This window comes from Providencia sp. PROV114, from assembly GCF_032704305.1.
In the GTDB taxonomy this organism is placed as follows: Bacteria; Pseudomonadota; Gammaproteobacteria; order Enterobacterales; family Enterobacteriaceae; genus Providencia; species Providencia rettgeri.
Genome location: NZ_CP120528.1, coordinates 728,936 through 755,389, shown reverse-complemented (window position 1 = coordinate 755,389; position 26,454 = coordinate 728,936). Strand labels below are relative to the sequence as shown.

Annotated in this window: 21 protein-coding genes; 8 read left to right on the top strand and 13 right to left on the bottom strand. The window is 40.6% G+C overall.

Going from position 1 to position 26,454, the window contains the following annotated elements; translation table 11 throughout:
* Window positions 1-91 precede the first annotated feature (91 nt).
* The 8 genes from ribE to queA all read right to left on the bottom strand — a co-directional run bounded on the left by ribE (window position 92) and on the right by queA (window position 8,173).
* Window positions 92-565 carry a 6,7-dimethyl-8-ribityllumazine synthase gene (gene ribE, locus P3L37_RS03175; protein WP_004905531.1) on the bottom strand — a complete coding sequence of 158 codons (474 nt, stop codon included), beginning with the start codon at window positions 563-565 and terminating at the stop codon, window positions 92-94.
* A 90-nt stretch (window positions 566-655) separates the two neighbouring features.
* On the bottom strand, window positions 656-1,771 hold the full coding sequence (ribD, locus tag P3L37_RS03170) for a bifunctional diaminohydroxyphosphoribosylaminopyrimidine deaminase/5-amino-6-(5-phosphoribosylamino)uracil reductase RibD (RefSeq protein ID WP_004914622.1): 1,116 nt from the start codon (window positions 1,769-1,771) through the stop codon (window positions 656-658).
* A gap of 5 nt (window positions 1,772-1,776) precedes the next feature.
* Window positions 1,777-2,226, bottom strand: coding sequence for a transcriptional regulator NrdR (gene nrdR / locus P3L37_RS03165; RefSeq protein WP_004914623.1), 450 nt, complete (start codon window positions 2,224-2,226; stop codon window positions 1,777-1,779).
* A 379-nt stretch (window positions 2,227-2,605) separates the two neighbouring features.
* A complete protein-coding gene (secF, locus tag P3L37_RS03160) occupies window positions 2,606-3,574 on the bottom strand; it encodes a protein translocase subunit SecF (RefSeq protein ID WP_004914625.1) in 969 nt (322 codons plus the stop codon).
* Window positions 3,575-3,584: 10 nt separating this feature from the next.
* Window positions 3,585-5,432, bottom strand: coding sequence for a protein translocase subunit SecD (gene secD, locus P3L37_RS03155; RefSeq protein WP_004914628.1), 1,848 nt, complete (start codon window positions 5,430-5,432; stop codon window positions 3,585-3,587).
* Between the two features lie 26 nt (window positions 5,433-5,458).
* Window positions 5,459-5,791 (bottom strand): preprotein translocase subunit YajC, encoded by a 333-nt coding sequence (gene yajC / locus P3L37_RS03150; RefSeq protein WP_004905542.1) that lies wholly within the window; start codon window positions 5,789-5,791, stop codon window positions 5,459-5,461.
* Window positions 5,792-5,885: 94 nt separating this feature from the next.
* Window positions 5,886-7,013 (bottom strand): tRNA guanosine(34) transglycosylase Tgt, encoded by a 1,128-nt coding sequence (tgt, locus tag P3L37_RS03145; RefSeq protein ID WP_004914630.1) that lies wholly within the window; start codon window positions 7,011-7,013, stop codon window positions 5,886-5,888.
* 89 nt (window positions 7,014-7,102) lie between these two features.
* Complete coding sequence (queA, locus tag P3L37_RS03140) at window positions 7,103-8,173, bottom strand: tRNA preQ1(34) S-adenosylmethionine ribosyltransferase-isomerase QueA (protein ID WP_109911878.1); 1,071 nt, start codon at window positions 8,171-8,173, stop codon at window positions 7,103-7,105.
* Between the two features lie 567 nt (window positions 8,174-8,740).
* On the opposite strand from queA, the gene P3L37_RS03135 reads away from it, so the two are divergent.
* The 3 genes from P3L37_RS03135 (at window position 8,741) to ggt (ending at window position 12,177) form a co-directional block, all read left to right on the top strand.
* Window positions 8,741-9,352 (top strand): ACP phosphodiesterase, encoded by a 612-nt coding sequence (locus P3L37_RS03135; protein WP_123382497.1) that lies wholly within the window; start codon window positions 8,741-8,743, stop codon window positions 9,350-9,352.
* Window positions 9,353-9,569: 217 nt separating this feature from the next.
* A complete protein-coding gene (locus P3L37_RS03130) occupies window positions 9,570-10,172 on the top strand; it encodes a peroxiredoxin C (RefSeq protein ID WP_109911876.1) in 603 nt (200 codons plus the stop codon).
* A gap of 238 nt (window positions 10,173-10,410) precedes the next feature.
* Window positions 10,411-12,177 (top strand): gamma-glutamyltransferase, encoded by a 1,767-nt coding sequence (ggt, locus tag P3L37_RS03125; protein ID WP_272667455.1) that lies wholly within the window; start codon window positions 10,411-10,413, stop codon window positions 12,175-12,177.
* A 57-nt stretch (window positions 12,178-12,234) separates the two neighbouring features.
* Here ggt and brnQ read toward each other — a convergent pair whose 3' ends face one another.
* From brnQ to phoB, 3 genes are all read right to left on the bottom strand, one after another.
* Entirely contained in the window at window positions 12,235-13,560 is a 1,326-nt protein-coding gene (brnQ, locus tag P3L37_RS03120) for a branched-chain amino acid transport system II carrier protein (RefSeq protein ID WP_004914636.1), read from the bottom strand.
* A 490-nt stretch (window positions 13,561-14,050) separates the two neighbouring features.
* Window positions 14,051-15,361, bottom strand: coding sequence for a phosphate regulon sensor histidine kinase PhoR (gene phoR, locus P3L37_RS03115; RefSeq protein ID WP_004914637.1), 1,311 nt, complete (start codon window positions 15,359-15,361; stop codon window positions 14,051-14,053).
* A 23-nt stretch (window positions 15,362-15,384) separates the two neighbouring features.
* Window positions 15,385-16,074, bottom strand: a complete 690-nt coding sequence (gene phoB, locus P3L37_RS03110) for a phosphate regulon transcriptional regulator PhoB (protein ID WP_004914638.1) — start codon at window positions 16,072-16,074, stop codon at window positions 15,385-15,387.
* Window positions 16,075-16,324: 250 nt separating this feature from the next.
* Here phoB and sbcD point away from each other — a divergent pair, with 250 nt between their 5' ends.
* Window positions 16,325-17,539 carry an exonuclease subunit SbcD gene (gene sbcD, locus P3L37_RS03105; RefSeq protein ID WP_109911874.1) on the top strand — a complete coding sequence of 405 codons (1,215 nt, stop codon included), beginning with the start codon at window positions 16,325-16,327 and terminating at the stop codon, window positions 17,537-17,539.
* 1 nt (window position 17,540) lies between these two features.
* Window positions 17,541-21,224, top strand: a complete 3,684-nt coding sequence (locus tag P3L37_RS03100) for an AAA family ATPase (protein WP_109911873.1) — start codon at window positions 17,541-17,543, stop codon at window positions 21,222-21,224.
* Window positions 21,225-21,271: 47 nt separating this feature from the next.
* On the opposite strand, the gene P3L37_RS03095 is transcribed toward P3L37_RS03100, so the two are convergent.
* Both P3L37_RS03095 and P3L37_RS03090 read right to left on the bottom strand, forming a co-directional pair.
* Window positions 21,272-22,555 carry a cystathionine gamma-synthase family protein gene (locus P3L37_RS03095; protein WP_109911872.1) on the bottom strand — a complete coding sequence of 428 codons (1,284 nt, stop codon included), beginning with the start codon at window positions 22,553-22,555 and terminating at the stop codon, window positions 21,272-21,274.
* Window positions 22,556-22,603: 48 nt separating this feature from the next.
* Window positions 22,604-23,638: an isopenicillin N synthase family dioxygenase gene (locus tag P3L37_RS03090; RefSeq protein ID WP_109911871.1), complete on the bottom strand. Its 1,035-nt coding sequence runs from the start codon at window positions 23,636-23,638 to the stop codon at window positions 22,604-22,606.
* Between the two features lie 238 nt (window positions 23,639-23,876).
* On the opposite strand from P3L37_RS03090, the gene P3L37_RS03085 reads away from it, so the two are divergent.
* The 3 genes from P3L37_RS03085 (at window position 23,877) to P3L37_RS03075 (ending at window position 26,426) form a co-directional block, all read left to right on the top strand.
* Complete coding sequence (locus tag P3L37_RS03085; protein ID WP_004914646.1) at window positions 23,877-24,737, top strand: MetQ/NlpA family ABC transporter substrate-binding protein; 861 nt, start codon at window positions 23,877-23,879, stop codon at window positions 24,735-24,737.
* Window positions 24,738-25,088: 351 nt separating this feature from the next.
* Window positions 25,089-25,688 carry a nitroreductase family protein gene (locus tag P3L37_RS03080; RefSeq protein WP_004914649.1) on the top strand — a complete coding sequence of 200 codons (600 nt, stop codon included), beginning with the start codon at window positions 25,089-25,091 and terminating at the stop codon, window positions 25,686-25,688.
* A gap of 438 nt (window positions 25,689-26,126) precedes the next feature.
* Window positions 26,127-26,426, top strand: coding sequence for a hypothetical protein (locus tag P3L37_RS03075; RefSeq protein WP_004914650.1), 300 nt, complete (start codon window positions 26,127-26,129; stop codon window positions 26,424-26,426).
* Window positions 26,427-26,454 lie beyond the last annotated feature (28 nt).

Sequence of the window (26,454 nt, the reverse complement as noted above, 5' to 3'; positions counted from 1 at the left end):
AAATTTAAAAACTGTACACAATAAACACTTGTTGCATTGCGTAATCTACACCGTGGTGGCGAAAAAACAGCAACATAGAGCAAATTGTGTATTATTTGCCTTTGATGGCCTTAATTACATTAATCATTTCAAGTGCTGTCAGTGCAGCTTCAGCACCTTTATTACCTGCTTTAGTACCCGCACGTTCAATAGCTTGTTCAATATTTTCAGTGGTTAACACACCAAAAGTCACTGGAACTTCACTGTTCATCGCAACATGAGATAAACCTGAGCTACATTCACCTGCAACGTATTCAAAGTGAGCAGTACCACCACGAATCACAGTACCTAATGCAATCACTGCATCATATTTATTCGTTTCAACCAATGCTTTTGTGGTCAATGGCAGCTCATAAGCGCCTGGAACCCACACAATTGTAATATTGTCATTTGAAACCTGACCAATGCGTTCTAACGCATCAACAGCACCTTCCAGCAGACTATCATTAATAAAGTTGTTAAAACGAGCGATAGCGATAGCAACACGCGCTTGTGGAGCAGCAACAACACCTTTAATTACGTTCATAGCCTTCCTCTAATATTAATTATAACCCGCGGGGCGCGGATTTTATCACATTCTTTCGTGTATCGTACGTATGATTTTCAAAAAAACCACTTACCATACGGGACGAAGCCTGACACGAAGGTCTGGCCCGACTTGCTTCACTTCTGTAAATTCAAATTTTGGCGCATCAACAAGGGCGTTAAGCGGCGGAAAGTCCACCAAACCTCGAGCGCTGTCACCTAATAATTTAGGTGCAATATAGACAATCAGTTCGTCAACTAAACCTAGCTTAAGTAATGAGCCTGCGAGTTTTGCTCCCGCCTCAACCCAAATGCTATTCACATTACGTTTAGCCAGCTGCATCATCAAAATAACCAGATCGGTGCCGTTTTCATCTGCTGGAATAGCGATTTGCTCAATTTTTCCTTGCCATACCGCATTTTCATCTGGGGTTGAGCGCACTAACCAACATTCACCATCTAATTGAGTAACTTTATGGTCAGGAGTCACTCGATTGTGATTATCTAGCACAATACGAATGGGTTGGCGTACTTGGCTTTCTGGATACACTTGTTGGATATCTGATGGGAGCTCATTCCAACGTACCGTTAAAGAAGGGTCATCAGCAACAACCGTGCTGCTCGTACTTAAAATAGCACTTGCCTCGGCTCGAAGAGCTTGTACATCTTTGCGAGCTGCCGGGCTGGTAATCCATTTGCTTTCCCCAGATTCAAGGGCGGTCTTGCCATCAAGCGAAGCAGCAAGTTTCAACTGGATATAGGGAAACCCGGTACGCATACGTTTTAAAAAGCCACGGTTCGCCGCTTCAGCATCGTCTAATAAAACATTACTACGTGTTTCAATTCCTGCTTGCGACAACATATACAGACCACGGCCTGCAACCTGAGGATTTGGGTCTTGCATCGCCGCTACAACTCGGCTTACACCTGCATTAATCAGTGCTTCTGCACAAGGCGGAGTGCGGCCGTGATGACTACAAGGCTCAAGGGTGACATAGGCCGTTGCCCCTTGCGCTTTTTCTCCTGCCATACGCAATGCGTGAACCTCAGCGTGAGGTTCCCCTGCTTTCTGATGATACCCTTCACCGACAATGGCACCATCACGCACAATCACACACCCGACATTTGGATTAGGTGATGTAGTAAAACGCCCTTTTCGTGCCAATTCAAAAGCACGAGCCATATACATGTTGTCTTGTTCAATCATTGGCGTTAATCCTGTAATTTAGCGATTTCTTCGCCAAATTCGCGCACATCTTCAAAGCTGCGGTAAACAGAAGCAAAACGGATATAGGCAACTTTATCGAGCTTTTTCAGTTCATCCATAACCAAACTACCAATCAATTTAGACGGAACTTCACGTTCCCCCGTAGCCCGAAGCTGAGATTTAATAGAAATAATAGCTTGCTCAATGTCATCAGAACTTACAGGCCGTTTTTCTAATGCCTTTTGCATACCTCGATTAAGCTTTTCTTCATCAAAAGGTTCACGAATATCGTCGCTTTTAATGACTCTAGGCATGACAAGCTCAGCGACTTCAAAAGTGGTGAAGCGTTCATGACAAAGTAAGCACTGGCGGCGTCTACGGACTTGGGACCCTTCACCGACCAGACGCGAGTCAATAACTTTCGTATCTACAGCTGAGCAGAATGGGCAGTGCATAGCGTTTCCTGAATCTATTTAGGGGGAGATAGTTTACCCTACTGTGCGAGAAAAAACACCCTAGAAGATGCCTCCTAGGGTGTTCTCGTTGCTCTTCATATTTCGCGTTGTAGGGGTGTTGGCATCGTTTATTAACCCTAGTCACATACTTTTGTATGCTCCTAGGGATTAATTACACTTGCCGCCTACCTACAACACGAACTATTTTGAGCACTAATTGGCTTAACTCTTTATTATTCCCGTTGTAGGGGTATTGGCATCGCTTATGAACCCTAGTCACATACTTTTGTATGCTCCTAGGGATTAATTACACTTGCCGCCTACCTACAACACGAACTATTTTGAGTGCTAATTGGCTTAGTTACCATCGTTTTTAAAACTAAGGCAGTAATGACTCTTGGTCTGCGCCTTCTTTTTCGACTTTCGCTTGCATCAAGTGTTCACGCTTCATACCCATCTTCAGTGCTAATGCAGAAGCCACATAAATAGATGAGATAGTACCGATAGTTACACCGATTAACATAACCAATGAGAAGCCTTCTAACATTGCGCCACCGAACAGGTATAGCATCAGAACCACTAATAATGTGGTGGCTGATGTCATGATGGTACGGCTCAATGTTTGCGTCAAAGAGACGTTCATGATTTCGTACGGTGTACCACGGCGTATTTTACGGAAGTTTTCACGGATACGGTCTGATACAACGATACTGTCGTTCAGTGAGTAACCAATAACTGACATCAATGATGCCACAATAGTCATATCTATCTCTATATGGAACAAAGACAGAATACCTAAAGTGATCACCACATCATGCGCAAGAGATAACACGGCACCCGCGGCCAAACGCCATTCAAAACGGAAACCAACGTAGACTAGGATACAAATCAACGCAGTTAACAGAGCCAAAGCCCCTGTTTGCGCTAATTCAGCCCCAACACTTGGCCCCACGAATTCAATGCGTTTTACGGTTGCTTTATCATCCACATTTTGGTTGATAATCGTGATAATTTCTTTACCGACTTCTTGACCAGCAGTGCCTTCAATTGGCGGAATACGGATCATGATATCGCGGCTGCTACCAAAGTTTTGGATTAATGGATCTTTATGATTCGAGTTAGACAAGCTATCACGAATTTTATCCAAATCAGCTGGCTGACTTAAGTTGATTTCAATTACCGTACCACCGGTGAAATCTAAGCCCCAGTTAAAACCTTTGACGCCAATAATCACAAAAGAAGCTATCAGTAATACGATAGAAATGCTAAAGGCAACGTTGTCCCAGCGCATAAAGTCATAAACTTTACGGCCATAGTTCAATTGTTCAACAGTATAATCCTGTGCCACAACGTGCTCCTTAAATTGACAGCTTGTTAATACGTTTACCGCCGTAAAGCAGGTTCACGATAGCACGTGTACCAACGATAGCTGTAAACATAGAGGTTGCGACACCAATCGCTGTCGTAATCGCAAAGCCTTTAATAGACCCAGTACCCACTGCGTAGAGAATAATCGCGGTGATCAGTGTCGTTAAGTTTGCGTCTGTAATACTTGAGAAGGCGCCTTTATACCCTTCATGAATTGCTTGCTGAACAGATCGACCGTTCTTGAGCTCTTCTTTAATCCGTTCGTTAATTAGAACGTTCGCATCGACGGCAACCGCAAGGGTTAATACGATACCGGCAATACCAGGCATAGTCAGTGTTGCGCCCGGTAATAAGGACATCACCCCAACAATTAACACCAAGTTTGCCAACAGCGCGCTACTCGCAATCAGACCAAATTTACGATAGTAAATAATCATAAATAGGATAGAAGCTAACAGACCTGCGATACAGGCTTTCAGCCCTTGCTCGATATTTTGCATACCTAGTGTTGGGCCAATGGTACGTTCTTCAACAATTTGGATTGGCGCAATCAACGCACCTGCACGTAACAGTAATGAAAGCTGGCGAGCTTCAGTGCCGTTAGTAATACCAGTAATACGGAATTTGCTACCAAAACGTGCAGAAATACGTGCCGCATTGATGACTTTTTCATCTTTCACCAAAATTGAACGGCCCGTTGCATCTTTCTTGCCACTGTCTTTGTATTCAACAAACAGCGTTGCCATCAGCTTGTCTTGGTTATCACGTGTAAAGTCAGACATGATAGAACCACCAGAACTATCAAGACTGATACTCACTTGTGGTTGACCGTTTTCATCCGCATCAGATGTTGAGTCGGTAATATGGTCACCCGTTAAGATCACACGCTTATATAAGACATAAGGCATGCCTTCACGGTCATATTTAACTTCTGAATCACCTGGTACACGGCCACTTTCCGCTGCAGAAGAATCCACAGCGGTATTCACTAGACGGAATTCTAATGTCGCAGTCGCACCTAAAATTTCTTTTGCGCGCGCGGTATCTTGAATACCCGGTAATTCAACCACAATTCGGTCAGCGCCTTGGCGTTGAACGAGTGGCTCCGCAACACCTAATTGGTTTACACGGTTGCGAATAATAGTAATGTTCTGAGAAACCGCGTAGTTACGTGCTTCACGTAAACGCTCGTCGGTCATCACTGCGATCATGGTGTTATCGCTGCCATCACTAAAGACTAAGTCTGGGTATTTACGAGACAATGCTTTTTCAGCTTGGCTACGATCATCCGCGTTACGGAAACGAACTTCCACGCTATAATCATTGCCTTTACGAATAGAAGAGTACGCAATGCCTTCTTGACGCAGGTCATTACGCAAACCATCCATGTTTTGTTCCTGCAATTTACCTAATGCAGTGTCCATATCAACTTCCATCAGGAAGTGAACCCCACCACGCAGATCAAGACCAAGCTTCATCGGTTCACCACCGATAGCTTCGAGCCACTTAGGCGTTGCAGGTGCAAGGTTTAATGCAACAACATACTGGTCACCCAGTGCATTCATGATCACTTCACGCGCACGTAACTGAACATCAGAGTTGTTGAATCGGGCTAAAATGGCCCCATTTTCTAGAGAGATAGATTTACTCTCAATTTTATCGTCTTTTAACGATTTCTGGACTTGGATCAGCGTTTGTTCATTGGCGGCGGTTCCCCGCACGCCAGTGATCTGAACAGCCGGATCCTCACCATATAGGTTTGGAAGTGCATAAAGCAAACCGATGAGGATCGCGAAGATCAACATCAGATACTTCCACAAAGGATAACGGTTTAGCACGGCAGTTCCCTTCGGGAGAATCAGAATTAAATTGCTTTCATTGTGCCTTTAGGTAAAACAGCAGCAACGAAATCACGTTTGATGGTTACTTCTGTGTTCTCACTCAGCTCAAGAACCACATAACCGGTTTCAGACACTTTAGTTACACGTCCGATTAAACCGCCAGTTGTTAAAACTTCATCACCTTTAGTGATAGATTCCATCAATTTACGGTGTTCTTTCGCACGTTTTTGCTGTGGACGCAAAATCATGAAATAGAAGATCAGCGCGAAAACAACAAGCATGATAACCATAGTGTACGGGCTACCTTGCGCTGGTGCACCTGCTGACGCCGCTGCTTCAGAAATAAAAAAACTCATTCAACTTTCCTCATTGTTTTATTGAAAGCAATTTTACATACAAAAAAGCTAAGTTTGATATGCTACACAGATTAATGGCATTTCGCACTTAAATTCATTCGATATTTAATGAAGGTTCAGGTTTACCAATCTTTTGGTAAAAATCTTTAGCAAACTCTTCAAAATTCCCATTTTCAATGGCTTGGCGAATACCGGCCATCAAGCGCTGGTAATAACGTAAATTATGGATGGTATTGAGCCTTGCACCAAGAATTTCATTACACCTATCAAGATGATGCAGATAAGCGCGGCTATAATGACGACAAGTATAGCAGTCACACTCAGCATCCAGTGTTGATGTGTCTGATTTATACTTAGCATTACGAATTTTTACCACGCCATTTGTCACAAATAAATGCCCATTTCGCGCATTTCGTGTTGGCATCACACAATCGAACATATCGATTCCGCGACGAACCCCTTCCACTAAATCTTCAGGCTTACCAACCCCCATTAAGTAACGAGGTTTTTCCGCTGGAATTTGCGGGCAGACATGTTCTAAGATTCGGTGCATATCTTCTTTCGGTTCGCCAACGGCTAAGCCGCCTACAGCGTACCCATCAAAGCCGATTTCCACCAGCCCCTTAACTGAAATATCACGTAAATCTTCGTAAACACTACCTTGAATAATACCGAATAAGGCATTTTTATTGTTAAGTTCGTCAAAACGTTGGCGGCTACGTGCAGCCCAACGCAGCGACATTTCCATTGATGTCTTTGCATAGTCCCAATCTGCTGGATATGGCGTACACTCGTCAAAAATCATGACAATATCTGAACCGAGGTCATACTGAATTTCCATCGACTTTTCAGGACTTAGGAAAACTTTTTCACCGTTGATTGGGTTACGAAAATGCACACCTTCTTCTTTAATTTTGCGCATCGCGCCAAGACTAAAGACCTGAAAGCCACCTGAATCGGTTAAAATTGGGCCTTGCCATTGCATAAAGTCATGGAGGTCACCATGCAACTTCATAATTTCTTGCCCAGGGCGCAACCACAAGTGGAAAGTGTTCCCTAATAAGATTTGAGCACCAGTCTCTTTAACTTCTTCCGGTGTCATGCCCTTAACAGTACCGTAGGTTCCTACTGGCATAAATGCAGGGGTTTCCACCACACCGCGCTCAAAAACTAAGCGACCACGGCGTGCATTGCCATCGGTCGTTTGTAATTCATATTTCACGTTTGCCTCCTAGCAGCAGAAAAACAGTCTGTTGCTATTGATAATATTAATTTGCTAAGCAAGCAGCCGATGCCACCGCTTCAAACTGATTACTCACCAATTTTCTCGAATCGAGCATTTGTATTGGGGGTAATGAACATAGCATCACCATAACTAAAAAAGCGGTATTTTTGTTCAACGGCTTCTTTATATGCATTCATGGTGTTTTTGTATCCAGCAAACGCAGAAACCAACATAATTAATGTCGATTCCGGTAAGTGGAAGTTGGTGATCAGTGCATCTATCACCTGATATTCATACCCTGGATAAATAAAGATTTGGGTATCATCAAAAAATGGAGCAATTAAAGCATCTTGGCTCGCTTTTGCGGCACTTTCGAGCGACCGAACGGACGTTGTTCCAACAGCGATAACGCGGTTACCTCGTGCTTTACAGGCTAAAACAGCGTCTACGACCTCTTGTGGCACTTCTGCATATTCAGAATGCATAATGTGATCTTCGATAGTATCAACTCGTACAGGTTGAAAGGTACCGGCTCCCACATGCAATGTTACAAACGCCATTTCTACGCCTTTTTGGCGCAATGCTTCAAGTAACGGTTCATCAAAGTGTAAGCCCGCCGTTGGTGCTGCAACAGCCCCTGGTTTTTCACTATATACGGTTTGATAAAGTTCTTTATCTGATTCTTCATCAGGACGATCAATATAAGGCGGGAGAGGCATATGACCAATTTGGTTTAGAATGCTTAATACATCACGTTCATCGTCAAAACGCAGTTCAAACAATGCACCATGACGCGCGACCATCGTCGCATTCACGCTTTCATCTTCGCCTAGCAGTAATTCAGCCCCTTCTTTTGGTGCTTTTGATGCCCTAACATGAGCGAGCACGCGGTGTTCATCCAACATACGCTCAATCAGAACTTCAATTTTACCACCGCTAACTTTGCGCCCAAATAACCGTGCGGGGATCACGCGAGTGTTATTGAACACCAGCAAGTCACCATGCTCCAATTTTTCTAGAATATCGGTAAAAACACCATGCGTGAGCTGCCCTGAGCCGCCATCTAGGCTTAATAAACGGCAAGCACTACGCTCAGCCTGCGGATAATGGGCAATCAGTTCTTCAGGTAATTCAAAAGTAAAATCAGAAACACGCATTGTATTGACATCAATCTAAAAAAACAGGCGACTAGTCTAGTGCCGCACTGACTTTGGCGCAAGAAATAAGCGCAAGATCGGACAAAAAACCACCATTTTTTAACAAATAATTTGTTAGCAAAAAATTCTGCATACTATTTATCCATTCAAAGAATGAATTATTTCAATTTCAATAAACTTTTATAACAAATTGATTTCGACTTTTTTCTACTCGATAGGTATACCCATGAATTTCAAATTAGAGGAATTCTTTATTCCTCTGCCAAGTAATGTCCTGTGAGTTTCGAATTCAACATAATTACTGCTATAGTTTGAGCAATCAAAAAGTTAGCTAAGCTGCGTTGCATGTCCTATGGATTTCGAATCACAGGTAGGCAACTTACATAGATTCGAACTATCAAGAATATTTTTTCTTTTGTTTCTCAATGTTCATACCCCATGAATTTCGAATTAGAGCAAGGCAGCAAGCAAATTGATCCCTAGGAGCATACATCAGTATGTGACTAGGGTCGATTTGTGCAGCTAACACAGCTATAATTTGAAAGGCATCGGGTATATCATAGGAGGATGAATTACCTAGCTCACCTCCACCTGGCCCATCTCGCTGGCAGCTCCTTACTCGGCAACATCATGGCTGACTACGTCCGCGGTAACCCTGTGGGCCTTTACTCCCCCGAAATTGTCTCTGGTATCTTTATGCATCGAACTGTCGACCGCACTACAGATACTCACCCTTTAGTCAAAGAAGCTAAATTGTTATTTCGTGATGAATATCGCCGTGTTGCACCTATAACATTGGATTTAGTTTGGGATCATTTTTTATCTTTGCATTGGTCAACTATTGAGCCATCAATACCGCTAGTAGACTTTGTACGTGACTGCCGAAAAATAATTGAGTCGCAGCTTTGTCATACCCCTGAAAAATTCCAGGAGTTAAATGAATATCTCTGGCCTCAACAGTGGCTAATACGCTATGCAGATAAAAATTATATTGGAAAATCACTGAGTGGGATGGCAAGAAGACGCCCCAAGCTCAGTGCGCTAAGTGGTTCATTTGATGATTTTTTATTGCAGTATGATGCGTTAGAAACTATTTTCTTTCAATTTTATCCGCAAATGATGGCTAATGCGCTGCAACATTTTTTTGTACAGAATGTCACAATTAACACAAAGGAATAAATTAAAGCTTGCACTTTAGTGGAATAAAACTATCTTATTGATATTAATTTGATAAACCAGTATTATTGATAGTTAAAACCTATCACAATAATCGGTTTAAATGACTTTATTGTCAAAAGATCTTTTTCTATTCTTTCAGAAGTCTAAATCCACACTATTTATCAGTGATTAAATAGACAGGACAAAAAACTTTAATTCAAACTCATAGGAGTAAATTATGGTTCTGGTAACACGTCAAGCCCCTGACTTTACTGCAGCAGCTGTTTTAGGTAACGGTGAAATCGTTGAAAACTTCAACTTAAAAAAACACATTGCTGGTAAACCTGCTGTCATCTTCTTCTGGCCAATGGATTTTACTTTCGTTTGCCCTTCAGAGCTGATCGCATTTGACCACCGCTATGAAGAATTCCAAAAACGTGGTGTAGAAATCATCGGTGTTTCTTTTGACTCTGAGTTTGTTCATAACGCATGGCGTAAAACACCAGTAGATAACGGCGGTATTGGTGAAGTTAAATACCCAATGGTTGCTGATATCAAACGTGAAATCATGGCAGCATACGGCATCGTGCACCCAGATGCAGGCGTTGCCCTGCGTGGCTCTTTCCTCGTTGACAAAAAAGGTGTTGTTCGCCACCAAGTGGTTAATGACCTACCATTAGGCCGTAATATCGACGAAATGCTGCGTATGGTTGACGCGCTGCAATTCCACGAAGAGCACGGTGATGTTTGCCCAGCTCAGTGGGAAAAAGGCCAAGAAGGTATGAATGCATCTCCAAAAGGCGTTGCTGACTACCTGACTAAAAACTCTGCAAAACTGTAATTCGTTACGCGAGTTTTAGAAAAGCGGGCATCAAGCCCGCTTTTTACTTTTGTGAACCAAGTCTATCTTTTCTCTTCCTACTCGCAATTATTCCACTCAGTTAACAATTCTTAACTCAAATACTCAATGTTTTGTATTATTGTGTGCTATACATTAAAAACACAAATAATTAACAAACTATTCATATTGAATATTTGTGCGATAGAACAACTCAATTAACCCTAACTGGGAGATACGAATGATAAAAACATCATTACGCCCTGCGGTTCTATTTCTTTCCTTACTTGTTTCTAATCAGCTGTATGCCGCTTCTGAACCTGCCGTTGAAGCAAAAAAAGGTATGGTTGTTTCCTCCCAACATTTAGCATCACAAATTGGGGCTGATATTCTAAAATCAGGCGGCAATGCTATTGATGCCGCTGTTGCGGTAGGATATGCACAAGCCGTAGTTAACCCTTGCTGTGGCAATATCGGCGGTGGTGGCTTTATGACTATTCATCTAGCCGATGGCAAAGATTTATTTATTAATTTCAGAGAAACCGCGCCCGGTGCCGCTAGTGCAGATATGTATTTAGACAAAGACGGTAAGTTAATCAAAGATGCGAGCCTATATGGATACCTCGCGTCAGGTGTACCAGGTACCGTTAAAGGCCTAGACTATGCCTTAGAAAAATACGGTACGATGAGCCGCCAGCAAGTAATGGCGCCGGCTATTAAATTAGCAAGAGAAGGCTTTGTGCTGACTAGAGCGGATACTGATGTCCTCGACACCACGACAGAACGTTTTAAACAAGACCCAGAAGTCGCACGTATCTTCTTAAAACCGGATGGTCGTTCTTTCCAACCCGGTGACTTGTTAGTTCAGACCGATTTAGCTAACACCTTAGAAAAAATTGCCCAAAATGGCCCTTCTGCTTTTTACGAAGGAGAAATCCCCAAAATTGTGGAAGAAGCCTCTAAGAAAAATGGCGGCATCTTAACCGCAAAAGATTTTGCAAATTTTACTATCACAGATACAGCGCCTGTTAGCTGTACCTATAGAGGCTATCAATTTATTTCTGCACCACCACCAAGTTCAGGTGGAGTGACTATCTGCCAAACGCTTAATATCTTAGAAGGGTATGACCTCAAAGAAATGGGCTTTAACTCCGCGGACTATATTCATACTCTAACGGAAGCGATGCGCCATGCTTATATGGACAGAAATACCTTCCTCGGTGATCCTGAGTTTGTCGATAACCCAACGGAAAAGCTACTCAGCAAAGCCTATGCAGAAGAGTTACGCAAAGAAATCAACCCCAACCAAGCAACGCCATCCACGCAAGTTCAACCAGGAATAGGGCCTCACGAAAAACCGGAGACCACGCATTACTCTGTCGTCGATGAAAAAGGAAATGCGGTTTCAACTACTTACACGATTAATGGTCGCTTTGGCTCTGTGGTGATCCCGCCCGGAACTGGCTTTTTCTTAAACGATGAAATGGATGACTTCACCACCAAAGTAGGTGAAAAAAACCTGTATGGTTTAGTACAAGGTGAACGCAATTCTATTGCACCAGGTAAGCGCCCACTGTCATCCATGAGCCCAACTATCGTGACGAAAGATGGCAAAGTATTTCTAGTTCTCGGTTCACCCGGAGGCTCACGAATTATTTCGATTACGCTGCAAACCGCTTTAAATATTATCGACCATGGTATGCCACCACAAGAAGCCGTTAATGCACCGCGTATTCACCACCAGTGGCTCCCTGATGAGGTTTATTATGAGCAAAGAGGCGTTTCTAAAGACACCTTAGCACTACTCGATAAAATGGGTTACCAGATGGTTGAACAAACACCGTGGGGTGCCGCCGAGCTGATTATGGTCGCGATCCCTGAAGGAGCTGGTGTTAGTGCCAAATCTTCGGGTAATGATTCCGCTGTTTCAGGGAAAGTTCGCGAAGGTTTCATTTATGGCTCTAACGATGTACGTCGCCCAGCAGGGAGTGCTGTCGGTGTTGATTAATGGCCTAATAAAATAGAAAAAGGAGCTATTTAGCTCCTTTTTTGTAATTTCAATTAATTACACTTGCTTATGCTGTGCAGCAGGTGACACAAACTTATCGCATAAAATAGCCACGACCATCACAACAACAGTTGGTAATACCCAGACTAAGTCTTGTTTATACAGTGGCATTGCTGTCATCCATTCAGGAATATAACCTTTAAGATGGTCTGACGCTTTTACGGCACCGATTAAACCGACGACAAAGCTAACTAACATTGTCGGCGCAATCACTATCGTTGGGTTTTTCCACCACTTCAAAGTAAAGCTTAATAAAATTAAGACAATACAAGGTGGATAAATTGAAACTAGCACGGGTAATGAGAAGGCGATTAACTTACTCAAACCTAAGTTTGAGATCACCATGGAGAACACACCCAAGATCAACACCAGTTTACGGTAAGAAATCGGTACATAGCGGCTAAAGAACTCGGCACAGGCACAAGTTAAACCCACGGCAGTTACCATACAGGCAACAAAGATTAATACCGCAAGGAAGAAGCTACCGTAATTACCAAAAGTATATTGAACATAGGTATGTAAAATATCAGCGCCATCAGCAGGGTTTGGAATTAACGAACCGCTATTCTCACCAAGCTTAAACAAGGACAAATAGACCAGAGTTAATAATACCCCTGCAATTAACCCTGCCCACATAGTGTAACGGGTTAATAGTGAAGAGTTTTCGATACCCCTTGAACGCGCCGCATTAACAATAACGATACCAAATACCATAGCACCAAGGGTATCCATAGTTAGATAACCATTGATAAAGCCATTCGAGAAAGCCATCTCACGGTATTCTATTGTAGAAGGGATCGGATCCCCCGCAGGCCACATGACAGCCGCAATACCCAAAATAGCCAAGGCTAACATTTTTACAGGTGCTAAAATGTGCCCAACGCTATCGAGCAGTTTTCCGGGATATAGTGAAATACCGATAACTAGAACGAAGTAAACTACGCTGTAGATAAGTAACAGCATATCGGACTCACCACCGAATAAAGGTGCGATACCGACTTTATAGGATACAGTCGCCGTTCTTGGCGTTGCAAATAGAGGCCCTACAGACAAATAAGCAACAACCGCCAATAGTAACCCTGCCGTTTTGCCAACGGGTGTACTGAGCGCTTCAATGCCCCCACCCACTTTAGCTAGCGCAATAACGGTTAAAACAGGTAAACCCACGCCTGTAACCAAAAACCCTAGTGCCGCAGTCCAAACTTGTTCCCCTGCCTGCAAGCCAACCATGGGGGGAAAGATAATGTTTCCTGCCCCTACGAATAACGCAAAAGTCATAAAGCCTAATGCGATGATATCTCTTGATGATAAACGATGAGCCATATTATGTTATTTTTAAGTGACAAAATAGAAAATTATGGGTTTACACTTAGCAACCCTTTGAAATATATATAGCGAGATAGAATTCTGATAAACATACTGTTAACAATATAAAAAAGCATGTTTGTTTGTATCATACGAAATGAAAAGTCAAAAAACAGAAAAATTCGCCAATAACTGACAACAAGTAGAACTTTTATAGGGCAAAAAGGCAATAGCAAACCGAAAAACAAGAATAAATAACTAAACTAATTTTCAGAACTAGTGATTACTTTCAGTAAAATCCCAATACTCGTTATATGCTTTGCTCGAAAAATGAACAACCCGTCTTTTTCTGGTGATTAAAATTGATTATTTAACAGAATATATAATTAATGTGATAGCAATAATCAGCATTAAATATATATGTTTTGAATTTAATACAGGTATGGATTGATAAATAGAAATAATCCACTTTATTAATATTTTGATTATATTAACAAAGTGGAATTATTTACCCATTTTTAAGTTTTTTGTCATCAACAATAAATACTGGCGGTAAAGTAAATGAAAACTCACTCCCTTTACCTAATTGACTTGTTACCACCAATTGGCTGCTATGGTGCTGTAATGCATGTTTAACAATAGCCAACCCAAGGCCGGTACCTCCACCGCCTTGGCGGGAGCGTGCTTTATCTACCCGATAAAACCGTTCTGTCAAACGAGGAATATGCTCTGTAGGTATCCCTTGCCCGTTATCTCTCACACTAAAACGAGCACCCTGACCATTTCTTTGCCATTCAACCCAAATTTTGGTGCCTTCTGGCGTATGGCTGATTGCGTTATAGACTAAATTCGCCACTGCACTTCGTAATTGTTCTTCATTACCATGGACACGCAATTTTTCATCAACATGAAATTCAAACTGGTGGCGCCCTTGGCTTAAACTTAACGCTTCTTGCTCAATCATTTTGAGAATGACAGGGATATTCACTTGCTCATCAAGGTTAATTTGAGGAGCAATTTCTATACGTGATAACTGCAAAAGCTGTTTAACCAAGTTATCCATACGATGAGTTTGCTCTTGCATGACATGCAGTGCTTTTTTATTGGCCGCAGTGACATTTTCTTGGTCATCCATGACTTCAAGGTAGCCTTGAATGACAGTAAGAGGAGTTCGTAATTCATGGCTTACATTCGCAAAGAAGTCCCTACGGGCCTTTTCCAAACGGCGTTTTTCTGTCACATCTCGAGCTACCATCAATAACTGCCCTTCGGTATACGGCAAGATACGAAATTCAACAATTTCACCACTATTGAGCTCGATAGTCAGCGCTTGGTCATAACGCTTAATGGTGAAGTATCGGCTAAAATCTGGGTAACGTAATAAATTAAAAATATGTTGGCCATTATCTTCAGGCCAACGGAAACCGAGTAAAGCCTGCGCATGACGATTACACCAGAAGATATTCCCTTCTGTTGTCATCATAACCACGGCATCAGGTAGTGATTCTGCACCACTACGAAACCGTTTAATTAACTGGCCTAGCTCACGACGGCGTTTACGATTACGTTGTTGCATCTGGTAGATGCCATAAAATATCGGTTCCCACCCTCCTTTCCCCTCGGGTGGTAACATGCTTTTATCGAGCCACAACCAGTAAGAAAGTTTAAGTAGGTTATACCCATGCCATGTCAGTGCAGCAAGTAGCGATATCACTAATAGCCACGCTAGGTGGCCAATAAAAACCGATAAGATAAGGGCGGGTAAGATAAATAAAAACAGCCCCCAAATCAGCTGCTTAATCGATAAACGTTCAAGCACGCATGCCTCTCCCTTTGTGGTTTTTAGTAACGGATAGAAAAACGATAACCTGTACCGCGTACAGTTTGTACCATTTTATCATGACCTTCCGTCTCTAGTGCCTTTCTTAACCGCCGAATATGGACATCAACGGTTCTATCTTCCACATACACATTGGCTCCCCATACATAATTTAGTAGCTGTTCTCTACTATATACGCGTTCAGGGTGAGTCATGAAGAAATGCAGTAATTTATATTCAGTTGGCCCCATATCGATAGGGATTTCATTGCTGGTCACACGATGAGAAGTAGGGTCTAACGTTAACCCATTCATTTCAATAATATCTTCCGTCGCCATTGGTGAAATACGACGTAAAATTGCCTTTACCCGAGCGATTAATTCCTTTGGTGAAAACGGCTTAATCAGATAGTCATCCGCGCCAACTTCCAAACCTTTTACGCGGTCTTCTTCTTCTCCTCGTGCGGTTAACATCATGACAGGAACGTCACGTGTTGCGCTATCACGCTTCATATGCTTAATTACTTGGATACCGGAGCCCCCTGGGATCATCCAATCCAGTAGTACGAGATCGGGTAGAGGGTCAACGAGTTGTGCAATCGCACTGTCATAATCATCAGCTTCAATAGGCTGAAAACCATTCTGTTCTAATACAAAACAAACCATTTCTCGGATGGGCGCTTCATCTTCAACAACTAGAATGCGTCTTGCCATGATTGTTCCTGTAAAATTAAGAAGACATTTAAAATGTGAAAGTATTATGCGTCACTTTTATGACAGAATTATGAATATCAATGAGCAAAACTCATATTAATCTTTATTTTAGCGGTTAAATGTCATTTAAGTGAAATATTTCCGCAACATGGTAATAAAGCCGCAAACATCCCTCAACGAGTTATCTGGATCAGGTATACTTAGTTATCGAACGCTCGTGCACATTATTGTTGATAGGAATTGATAGCTCATGCGCATTATTCATACTTCAGACTGGCACCTTGGTCAGTATTTTTTTACCAAAAGCCGTGCGCCTGAGCACCAACATTTCTTGAATTGGCTCGTTGAACAAGTGGAATTACATCACGTTGATGCAGTCATCGTTGCTGGTGATATCTTCGATACAGGCTCTCCGCCTAGCTATGCACGTGAACTGTACAACAAATTTATTGTTGATTTACAAAAAACAGGCTGCCAATTAGTCATTTTAAGCGGTAATCACGACTCAGTTTCTGTACTCAATGAATCAAGTGCTCTACTTCGTTACTTAAATACACAAGTCATTACGTCGGGAAGTGAGCCCCATGTTATTACCTTAGTCAATAAACAGGCTCAACCTATTGGTTTAGTCTGTGCCATTCCTTTTTTACGCCCTCGAGATATTCAACTAAGTATTGCAGGACAAAATATTGAAGAGAAACAACGCTCGCTGCAAACAGCTATTCATGATCATTACCAAGCCAGCTACCAACTCGCGCTAGAACAGCGAACCGCTTTGGGGCTGGATATTCCAATTATTGCAACAGGCCATTTAACTGTTGTCGGCGCAGCCTTAACTGACTCTGTACGAGATATTTATATTGGTACGTTAGATGCGTTTCCTTCAGGGGCTTTTCCCCCCGCTGACTATATTGCCCTTGGCCATATTCACCGGCCCCAAGTGATTGGAGGACAAGAAAATATTCGCTACTGCGGTTCACCTATTGCATTGAGCTTTGACGAAACAACACAACAAAAAAGTGTCTGCCTTGTTGAATTCAGCGGAAGTGAATTGACTCAAATCACACCACTGGAAATCCCGACTATTCAGCCATTACAAAGTATTAAAGGCTCCTTAAACCAAATAGAACAGCAATTAGAGATATGGAAAGATTACCAAGGTGATAAACCGGTTTGGCTTGATATTGAAGTTGCTTCACAAGATTACCTCGCTGATATCCAACAACGTATTGAAGCTTTGACACAAGACCTCCCAGTCGAAGTCGTAATACTACGCCGTGCACGCAAGCAAATACAGGGACAAAGCCAAACCTTGGCCAATGAAACATTGAGTGAACTCACCGTAGAAGACGTTTTTTTACGCCGCCTTGCTCAAGAGTCTTTAGAAGATCCTGAGCGTGAACAGCGTCTATTCCAGCTATTTCAACAATCTTATGACGCATTGCAACTGAGCAAGGAAAGTTAATATGAAAATTTTAAGTTTACGTTTAAAAAATATTAACTCTCTTAGAGGTGAATGGAAAATTGATTTCACTGAAGAGCCATTTGCTAGCAATGGCCTGTTTGCCATTACGGGTGCCACCGGTGCAGGAAAAACGACCTTATTAGATGCGATTTGCCTCGCGCTTTATCACCGAACACCGCGTTTAAAAACCATTTCTAATGCACAAAATGAACTGATGACTCGCCATACAGGGGAATGCCTCGCGGAGGTAGAGTTTGAGGTCAAAGGTAAAGCTTATCGAGCCTTTTGGAGCCAACGACGGGCTGGAGGGAAACCTGATGGCAATTTACAACAGCCTAAAGCTGAGCTTGCAACGGTTGCTGATGGTAAAATATTGACCGTAAAAATCACAGAGATAAAAGAATTAGTGGCGCAAATAACAGGGCTTGATTATGAGCGTTTTACTAAATCCATTTTACTCTCCCAAGGGGACTTCGCGGCTTTTTTAAATGCCTCTGAGAAAGAACGCGCTGATTTACTTGAAGAAATTACAGGCACCGAAATTTATAGCCAAATTTCAATTTATGTTTTTAATCAACACAAGCAAGCCAAAATTGACTTAGATTTGCTAAAAGCAAAAGCGCAAAACATTAATTTACTCACAGAAGTAGAACATCAAGAATTATTGGTACAGCAAAACGATTTGCTTGAACAAGAAGCACAAACCAAGCAACAGCGTGCTCGCCACCAACAAGGGGTTAATTGGTGGCAACAATATCATCAACTCACCCAGCGCATGCAATCACTTGATGAAGAACTCAAAAAAAACGAACTTGAGCTCCAAGCCGCGCAACCTCAATTAAAAAGATTAGCTGATAGTGCCCCTGCGGAATCCCTTCGTCCATTATGGCAGGAAGTTGAACGACAACAGCAACAACTCACTGAATACACGAATAAACAACACCATTTGAAACTTAGCTTGCAAACCCAACAAACTGAGCGCACCCCACTGCAAGAAAAGTTGTTTAAATCGCAATCCGAGTATCAACAACACCTTGATTTTGCCAAACAACAACATCAATTGATTGATGAAACAGTCAGGCCTCTTGATAACCAAATTGCACAATTGAAACAGCAACAATCTGAAATTAAACAGCAAATTGAACAACAACAAATCACTCTTCAGCAAAAGCAATGCTTAGTTAGTGAAACGCAAAGTCAGATCCAAAATGCGTACATTGAGTTAAAAAAACACAATATATTCCTAGAAGAACACCCAAAAGACGCTGAGCTCAGTTCACAAATAGGCAGTTGGCAACAACAAGGCCATTTTATTTTCGAATTAGCTGATAAACTGGCCAGCTTGCACGAAAAACAACAGATACTTTCAAATGAAGTCGAGCAGTTACAGCGGCAACAGCAGCAGCAAACAGAGAAATTATCCCAAAAACGTCTCGAGTTAGAGCACAGCACTGTAGCGTTCAAAAAACAAGAAGAAATCTACAAGCGAAACCAAGAAAAACATGACATTAACACCATCAATCAACACATTGAACAGCTACAAGCACGTTTGCAACATGCTAAGTTATTGCCATTAATATTATCTCAATGCCTTAATGCGCAAACGCAAAAACAGAAACAGCTCCAAAAAGATGTTGAATTAGCGCAAGATATCATCACTACGCAAAAAGCGTTGAGCCTTGCGGTAACACATATTAATGAATTGACCCCACTCATCAAACTAACCAATGATAAATTACAATTAGAACAAAAAATTGTCAGCCTAGAGCATGAGCGCCAGCAACTAATAGCAGGTAACCCCTGCCCATTATGTGGTTCAACAGAACACCCGGCAGTTAACGATTATCAATCAATCCATCTCAGTGAAACACAGCAACAACTCATTGAACTAACAAATAAACTCGACCAATTAAAACAACAACAAACTCAGTTAGAATCACAACTTCACACACAAAAACAACGTCAAAACGAAAATTTACAGCAACAGCAGCAAATCAATGAACAATTCGATGTATTTAACCAACAGTGGCAAAAGACATGTGAGCAAGCACTCACACCTGAGTTGGCCCAAAATGAACAAGCCGTTACGCTCTTTGTTAATCAATTAACAGAGCAATTGGCGACGCAACAGAAAATAGTTGTGGATATGGCTGCTCTTGAGCGTGAATACCAGCAAACCAAACATCATTTACACGAACAACAAGCAAGCTTTACCCAGTTGCAATCAGACCTGTTATTAGTCGAAGAACGCTTAAAAAACCAAACACAACAACATGATGAGTTGCAAAAAGAACAGAGCCAATTCCAACAACGTAAACAGAGACAAATAGAGCAGTGGCAATCTACCCTAGCGCCATTTAACTTAAATGTGCCAGATAAAGATAAGTTCGATGAATGGGTTCTCGATATTACTCAGCGAAGTGAGCGTTTTAATAACCAAAAAATGGCGGCGCAAACACTTAGCCAACAAATCGAGGTCAATAATGCCACATTAAAAGTTGAGTCAAAGCAACTCAATATTCTCAATCAACAAATTGAACAAGAAAGAAATCGCCTTAAACAAATTGAGTTAGGTTTAGAGCAAAAAACAGCGCAACGAAAAACACTGCTTTCTGGCTTAGCTATCAGCCAATTTATTCAGCAGTTGAATGACAAACAAACCATACTTTTCCAAACTCAGGAACAATTAAGCAAACAACTCAATGAGGTTGATAAAGCCATCGCATCTATGAATGGAAGTTATCAAGAGCTCATTGACGCCTGTGAAAAAACAAAACTGGCGCAAATACAAGCTAATACCCTGTTTACTCAAGCACTTATGGATAGCCCATTTCGTCATCAACAAGCTTTCCTTGATGCGTTAATCAGCCATGAAGAAAAACAACAATTAGAAGCACTAAAACAACATATTAACCAAGCTCGCATACAGTGTGAAACGCGTTATAAAGAGGGGTTGCAGGCTATTGAAGCACTGAATCAACAGCGTATCACTGATTTTTCAGCGCTTAATGAAACGCAATTACAAACAATTGTTACTCAGTTCGATGAAGAAATTAAGCAAATAAACCAAAAACAAGGCCAGATAATTAACCAGCTCAGTACAGACAAGCAACTGCGCCATCAACAACAAGATTTGCTGCAACAAATAGAAAAAAGCCAATTAAGTTATGATGACTGGAGCTATCTCAGCTTACTTATTGGTTCTGCTGAAGGAGATAAATTCCGACGTTATGCGCAGGGCTTAACTTTGGACTGTTTAGTTTCTTTAGCAAATCAACAGCTTGAGAAACTTCATGGCCGCTATTTATTACAGCGTAGCCACCAAGCAAACCTTGAATTACAAGTTATTGATGGCTGGCAAGCGGATAGCATTCGAGATATTAAAACCCTTTCGGGTGGGGAAAGTTTTTTAGTGAGTTTAGCATTAGCTTTAGCGCTATCCGATATGGTAAGTCACCGTACACAATTAGAATCGCTCTTTTTAGACGAAGGTTTTGGTACTTTAGATGCAGAAACGTTAGATATTGCCCTTGATGCATTAGAAAGTTTAAATGCATCTGGCAAAACTATTGGCGTAATTAGCCATGTGGAAGCAATGAAAGAACGTATTCCCGTCCAAATTGCAGTGAAAAAAGGCAATGGGCTTGGCTTTAGCGAACTTCCTGCACAATATCGCATCACCTAACTCAATTTAGTGACCATTCAGGGTGGGAAATTTCCCCACCCTGATGATTAAATCGCCTCTAATGCTAATTCCAATGCATATTTAAGGTCATTCACATTTTCAATACCTATAGATAGACGAACTAAATTATCACTAATACCGATTTGCTCTCTGACCTTTTGAGCAACACCTGAATGAGTTGTCGATGCCGGATGGCTAGCGAGCGACTCAGTTCCCCCTAAACTAACCGCTAATTTAAAGATTGCTAAGTTGTCTAGAAAACGAAATGCATCCGCCTCATTATTCCCTACATTGATAGAGAAAGTTGAACCCGCTCCTGTACATTGTTTTTGATAAACTTGATGCTCTACACTCGCTTTCGGAAAAAAAGCAGGAAAATGCACTTTACTGACTTTAGGGTGCTGATGGAGATATTCAGCTAATATTTTTGCACTCTCATTTGCCCTTTCCATACGTAATTGTAATGTTTCTAACGACCGCCCTAACATCCAGCTAGAGTGAGGGTCAAGCTGTGTACCGATGGCATTACGTTGAGCTTTTACTTTCTTGACTAGCTTCTGACTTCCAACCACCGCACCTGCGACTAAGTCTGAATGCCCTCCCACATATTTAGTTAGTGAGTACACACTCAAATCTGCACCTAACGACAAAGGCTTTTGAAACACAGGCCCTAGCAACGTATTGTCGCAAATGACTAACGGAGTTTGCCCATTTTGCTTCGCAGCTATCTGCTTAGCCACATGGCTAATTAATTCAATATCAACAAGTGTATTCAATGGGTTAGATGGTGTTTCAATATAGATAGCCGCAATTTTTTGCTCTTTCCCGACTCGATTAGCAACTTCTAAGATGGATTTCTGCTCGTACCCATTTTGAAATGGAACCGAAGTTATTCCGAAACGAGCCAACGTGTTTAAAAATAGGGTTTCAGTTCCACCATAGAGTGGCTGAGAGTGGAGTAGTACATCACCCGGTTGCAATACTGCCATTAAGCAAGTTGTAATTGCCGACATACCGGAAGAAAATAGTGCTGCGCTTTCTGCACCTTCATACAGGGCTAGTCTATCTTCAACAATCTCACTATTTGGGTGGTTAAAACGTGAATACACCAGTCCTTGTTTCTGGTTTTCGCTTGTTTGTGTGCGCCCACTAACTAAATTAAAAAAATCTTTTCCTTCCTGAGCAGTTTTAAATACAAATGTAGATGTCAGAAAAACAGGCGGTTTAATTGATCCTTCTGAAAGCTTAGGGTCATACCCATAACTCATCATTAAAGTTTCTGGGGATAATTCTTTACCTTGTAAATCCTTTTTATAGCTTTGTTCTGACATTTTTAGCTCCAATACGGTTTATCATCATATCTCTAACGACTCGATTACTCAGATAATATTGTTATTACTTATTATTTGCTCATATTCCTTAGGATAAAAGCGACGAGTTACTGTTAAATGGGAACGCAATCGCCCTTTAATGACATTTTTTCCGAGATTGGTAAATAATGGGTTTAATGGATCGCTATCCGGCCCTAACGCTTGTTGTGCTAAATAATGGGGTAAATTTAATAATGGGACTTCTTCCGCAAAAATATTTGGTGTAATAAAATAAGCAATGGAATAGCGGGAATGACTATTTTTACGCCTAACAACTTGATGAACATTCGCACGTAAATAGCCATTAGTGGCTAATTCAAATACTTCTCCAATATTTACCACAAATGCATTTTCCAAAGGTTCAACATCTATCCAACCAGCATCAGTTTCAACTTGTAGCCCCCCACTATTATCCTGCCATAATAAGGTTAAAATTCCCGCATCTTTGTGCGCTCCAACCCCTTGCTCCCCTTCATTATTATCTTCCCTTGCCGGATAATGAATAAGTTTTAATAAATGTTGGGCAGGGTCGGCAATAATTTCATCAAAGCTATTTTCAGGCAATTCTAATGCAACTAAAAATGCTTTAATTAATTTTACCGCAATGGTTCGCATTTCACGTTGCCACGCAAGTGCTTGGGGTTTAAGTTCAGGTAAGGATTGTGGCCATTGGTTTGGCCCATGTAAATTAAACCAGATAGGGTCATCTTGATTAAGTTGTAATGCCGGTAACTCTTCGCCAATATCAATCTGTTCACGGTAATCTGGCTGGCTACGAGTGCTCTCTTCAGTGGATGCCGTGTACCCTCGAAAATGCTTTGAGTATTCCATCGAGATACTTTCTTTTTCGCTTTGAGGTAAGGCAAAAAATTGCTTGGTTGTCGCTAATAATTGCTCTCGGGTGCCAACGGAAATATTATGCCCAACGAGATAAAAAAAGCCAATTTCCCTGGCAATAAAGCGCAATTTTTTATAGAAACTCTCTCGTGTTTCAGGGTTTTCAAGCTCATGTAAATCAATAATAGGTAATTGTGTGATAGACATATTAATCGGCCTTTTTAAATATTTATTTAAATAATGAATAAAATTCACGATATATTTATCACTCGATTAAATACCACATCTGATATTACTAAAAATAATTTAAAACTATATCGATATAACTTTTTGAATATTTTAGCCTCATATAACTAAAAAGAAAAAATGTGGAAAAAATATTATTTATAAAGCGTTATTTTTATTTGGTTAGATACTGATAACAAAACCAATTAGAGATCATCAAATGAAAAAACTACCTGCAGTGTTATTGTCTTTGTCGTTAACGGCCTTGGTGGCATGTTCCCAAGAAGAAAGCACTAACGAAACAACAGAGTCACAAAAAGCAGCATCACAAAAAATTGTTATTGGTAGCCACGGTAGTGATGCAGATATATGGCAATTTATTGCTCAATCACCGGAAGCTAAAAAAGCCAACCTCGATATTGATGTCAAAATTATTGATGATGGAATAACACTTAATGTCGCCACTATTGACGGAGATGTTGATGTTAATGCATTTCAATCTTGGGGCTTTTTAAAAGATTTTAATAAAAGTCATAATAACCAATTAACCGCAATTTCAACCACCTATTTTGAGCCAATGGGCATATATTCGGTAAAGCATAAAAAATTGGCTGATTTACCTCAGCAATCTATCGTTGCCATTCCTAACGATGCCGCCAACCATATACGTGCACTTAAATTACTTGAAAAGTCAGGATTAATTGCATTAAAACCTGATTTCAACCAAGCCACAGGGTCTACTAATGATATTGTCTCGAACCCTAAGAACTTAGTGTTTAGGCAAATAAAATATGCTCATGGCCCAAGGGCATTACCTGATGTTGATATCGCAGTCATCGGTAATACAGCTGCACAAGAAGGTGGGTTAAATGTTTTAACTGACTCGTTATTTAGGGAAGAAAATGATGAGACTATTATCAATAATATCAATTTATTAGTCGTTAAAACAGATAACAAGGATAACCCCAAATTTGCCAAATTAGCAGAACTGTACCACACTGAAGCGGTAAGAAAGTACATCATTGATAATTTTGGCGGAACTAAAATCGAAATAACCAAAAATGTTAGTGAACTCAATTAAGTAAAACTAGTTATCATTCTTGCCTAGCAGGGTTACGCCTCTAGCTAGGCTCTTTCATTTCCCATATTCCTCCCCCTTTTATACTCAATTATTTTCTATGCATATTATTCATTAGTGTTTATTAATGTGGTTTTTTGCTATGAATCATCGCTAAAAATAAAAATAACCTATTGATTTTAAATCAATTAAATCCAACCCTTAACTTGGCGCAAAAATTTGAACCTTATCGTTAAATTTTTTTTCTATGATTTTTTATTCCCCACGTTATAGTAATAACCATTGAAACACACTACGGCTTCTAAGATTTATTCAATAACATGCCGTGCGCTAATGAAAAGCTAGGAGACTAAAATGTCTAACGCATTTATCGAAATGATTAAAAATCGTCGTACCATTTATAACCTCGGCGATGCTTTACCTGTATCAGAAGAACACGTCACGAAATTAATTAAAGAAGCAGTTAAACATTCACCATCATCATTTAACTCACAAACATCTCGTGTCGTAATTTTATTTGGTGCTGAACACAAAAAATTATGGAATATGACCAAAGAAGCACTACGTAAAATTGTTCCTGAGCAAGCCTTCGCTGCAACAGAACAAAAAATTGATAGCTTTGCTGCAGGTGCCGGTTCTATTCTGTTTTTTGAAGACCAAGACATCGTAAAAGGCTTACAAGAGCAATTTCCTTTATATGCGGATAACTTCCCAATTTGGTCTGAACAAGCCAGTGGTATCGCTCAATTCGCAGTCTGGACTGCATTATCACAAGAAAATATTGGTGCATCTTTACAACACTATAATCCACTGATTGATAATGACGTTCAAGCAGCATGGAATGTGCCTGCTAACTGGATATTACGCGCTCAAATGGTATTTGGTTCTATTAATTCACCAGCAGGTGATAAAGACTTTATGGACGATGATGTTCGTTTCAAAGTTTTCAAATAAGCTGAAATAATACTAAAATTTTAAATAATCCCCTCGTAATATACTTACGGGGGGATTTTATTTATATCATATTATTAAAGTGCATAGCTTAATGTCATCACTTATGATTTCCACCATTTAAAATATAATAATAACTTATTCTAAATTAATCTGCGCTATCGACAAAACATATTTATTAAAAATACTTTATCGAAATAAATATAAATATTTACAATTACACTGTTATTATTACACTTTCATTACCACTTGCTCATTAATTAATCAGAAGAAATTAAACAAATAGATAAATTGATACTTATCAACGAATTAATCAATCACCCCACTAAACTCTAAGTATATTTTCATTTTTAGTTTTGCATTATGGATATTTGAACTACACTAAAAGTGAAAGCACAAAAACACGCTTCATCGTGTAACGTGTTATTAAGGGGGTGGACTATGAAAGGTTTATCTTTACTAACATCTGTTGTTGCTATAATCATTTCAAGTTGTTCTTTCACCTATGCAGGCAATAATTCATCAGGAGGTACAATTTCATTTACAGGTTATATCTATGAGCCACAATGTTCAGTCAATGTTGAACATAAAGAGCAAGTTAATGTTAAGTGTTACCGGAAAGGTAAAGACATCTCAATAACCCGTTCTTTAAAAGAGGGTCAAAAGATAGAGTCTGAATATGTTAAAGTAGAATATGATAAATATTCTAAATTACCTATGTTGAATGTTTTTTATGAATAGTAATATGATGTCTACATTAAATTATAAC

Excerpts from the sequence above, each read along its gene's own strand:
- P3L37_RS03075 (WP_004914650.1), top strand. The coding sequence starts at position 26,127 with ATGAAAGGTTTATCTTTACTAACATCTGTTGTTGCTATAATCATTTCA.
- nrdR (WP_004914623.1), bottom strand. The coding sequence starts at position 2,226 with ATGCACTGCCCATTCTGCTCAGCTGTAGATACGAAAGTTATTGACTCG.
- P3L37_RS03130 (WP_109911876.1), top strand. The coding sequence starts at position 9,570 with ATGGTTCTGGTAACACGTCAAGCCCCTGACTTTACTGCAGCAGCTGTT.
- P3L37_RS03095 (WP_109911872.1), bottom strand. The coding sequence starts at position 22,555 with ATGTCAGAACAAAGCTATAAAAAGGATTTACAAGGTAAAGAATTATCC.
- brnQ (WP_004914636.1), bottom strand. The coding sequence starts at position 13,560 with ATGGCTCATCGTTTATCATCAAGAGATATCATCGCATTAGGCTTTATG.
- phoB (WP_004914638.1), bottom strand. The coding sequence starts at position 16,074 with ATGGCAAGACGCATTCTAGTTGTTGAAGATGAAGCGCCCATCCGAGAA.
- P3L37_RS03085 (WP_004914646.1), top strand. The coding sequence starts at position 23,877 with ATGAAAAAACTACCTGCAGTGTTATTGTCTTTGTCGTTAACGGCCTTG.
- yajC (WP_004905542.1), bottom strand. The coding sequence starts at position 5,791 with ATGAGTTTTTTTATTTCTGAAGCAGCGGCGTCAGCAGGTGCACCAGCG.
- P3L37_RS03135 (WP_123382497.1), top strand. The coding sequence starts at position 8,741 with ATGAATTACCTAGCTCACCTCCACCTGGCCCATCTCGCTGGCAGCTCC.
- P3L37_RS03090 (WP_109911871.1), bottom strand. The coding sequence starts at position 23,638 with ATGTCTATCACACAATTACCTATTATTGATTTACATGAGCTTGAAAAC.
- sbcD (WP_109911874.1), top strand. The coding sequence starts at position 16,325 with ATGCGCATTATTCATACTTCAGACTGGCACCTTGGTCAGTATTTTTTT.
- P3L37_RS03080 (WP_004914649.1), top strand. The coding sequence starts at position 25,089 with ATGTCTAACGCATTTATCGAAATGATTAAAAATCGTCGTACCATTTAT.
- ribE (WP_004905531.1), bottom strand. The coding sequence starts at position 565 with ATGAACGTAATTAAAGGTGTTGTTGCTGCTCCACAAGCGCGTGTTGCT.
- ribD (WP_004914622.1), bottom strand. The coding sequence starts at position 1,771 with ATGATTGAACAAGACAACATGTATATGGCTCGTGCTTTTGAATTGGCA.
- ggt (WP_272667455.1), top strand. The coding sequence starts at position 10,411 with ATGATAAAAACATCATTACGCCCTGCGGTTCTATTTCTTTCCTTACTT.
- P3L37_RS03100 (WP_109911873.1), top strand. The coding sequence starts at position 17,541 with ATGAAAATTTTAAGTTTACGTTTAAAAAATATTAACTCTCTTAGAGGT.
- queA (WP_109911878.1), bottom strand. The coding sequence starts at position 8,173 with ATGCGTGTTTCTGATTTTACTTTTGAATTACCTGAAGAACTGATTGCC.